This is a genomic window from Mesorhizobium sp. M7A.F.Ca.MR.176.00.0.0, assembly GCF_004023165.1.
Classification (GTDB): Bacteria; Pseudomonadota; Alphaproteobacteria; order Rhizobiales; family Rhizobiaceae; genus Mesorhizobium.
The window spans coordinates 1-1457 of sequence record NZ_RZTC01000250.1 but is presented as its reverse complement, the minus strand read 5'-3'; the positions used below and the strand labels follow the sequence as shown (position 1 = coordinate 1457).

The window sequence follows — 1457 nt, the reverse complement described above, 5'->3', positions numbered from 1 at the left end:
CTCAAACAGGGTTCGCCCGTGGATTGGATGCGCCTGTCGGCAAAAAGTTCCCGAACCTGCGATGTTAGGTTGGCCGCTATGCCACTGCTTGGAGCGGCGACTTGTCTGACACCTGCACGCGCGCCGCCGCCGCCAGCAGGTCGGTCTGGGTGATCAGGCCGAGGATGCGCCGCTCGGCATCGACGATGACGACGGCATGGCTGCGGCCGTCTGTGAGCACGGGAAGCAGGCTCATCGCCGGCGTCTCGGGCGAGGCGGTGCCTGCCTTCGAGATCACGCCCTTCACCGTTTCGGTCGTCTGCGTCAGCTCGCGCAACCCCACGGCGCCGGCCAGCCGGCCGTCCGCATCGACCACCGGCAAGGCGCGGATGTTGTGGTCGAGAAGCTGCTTTCGCGCCACGGCGGCGGTGGCAGTTTCCGGCACCGAGATCACGTCGCAGGACATGATGTCCCGGCAAAGCAGCGTTCGGTGCGAGCGCGCCATCGCCTGCAACTCGACCTGGTGCAGCAGCCTTTCGAGGTCGTCGCGGCCAATGTCGAAGGTTTCGTCCAAAGCGGCGAGCGCCGCATCGACGTCCTCGGGCCGAAAGCCGACACGCTCTATCGGCGGGCTGTCCGCGCTGCCGTGATTGTTTGCGGCGGCCACGTGGACATGCGGATAGTTGCGCCGTGACAGAAGGTGGAAAATAAAGCCTAGCGCCACCAAAATTGTCGAGTTCAGCGCCACCGGCACCAACGGGAACAGGAAGCCGAAGCTGAGCACGGCCGGTCCGCCAAGCACGGCCGTCAGCGCCGCGGCACCGCCTGGCGGATGCAAACAGCGAGTGAACGACATCGTGGCGATCGCCAGCGCCACAGCGAGGCCCGACGCGATCACCGGATCGTGCACGAAATGCGCCACTGTCACGCCGACCAGTGCAGAGATCGAATTGCCGCCGATAATCGACCAGGGTTGCGCAAGCGGGCTCGACGGCACGGCAAAGAGCAGCACGGCGGAGGCGCCCATAGGGGCCACCAGCAGCGCCACATGCTGGCCGCCGCCCATCGCGAGCCCGCTGATCACGCCGGTCAGCGCGATGCCAATCGTGGCGCCAATGCAGGCGAGCAGCCGCTCGCGTAACGTCGCACCGGCAAGGATCGGAACAAAGAGGCGAAAGGCCATTGTAAGCCCTGGGGCGAGGTGGAATTCTGCGCTGTTCGAAATGCCGCCGAAGCCATGGATTTGAAAGTCAAACCAATCCGAATATTCGCGGCCAGTGGGAATATTATTGCGCGCACCGATTTGTGCGGTCGCCGCCAACGGCTGGTGCTTTTCAAATCGCGTCAGAGCCTGCGCTCGGAGATCTTCTACTGGAATGGATAGTATCGACTTCTCGATCTTCCGGAGGACGAGCGACTGGCAGCTCGTCGTCAACAAGCTGCGCGGCGGCCTGAAGATCGCCGCCGTCAAGGCGCGG

Annotated in this window: 1 protein-coding gene; it reads right to left on the bottom strand. The window is 64.5% G+C overall.

Annotation, left to right across the window (positions count from 1 at the left end):
• Positions 1–76: 76 nt before the first annotated feature.
• The gene (locus EOB59_RS34440; RefSeq protein ID WP_095482622.1) at positions 77–1162 is read right to left on the bottom strand and encodes an HPP family protein; all 1086 of its coding nucleotides are present in this window, start codon (positions 1160–1162) and stop codon (positions 77–79) included.
• Positions 1163–1457: the final 295 nt, after the last annotated feature.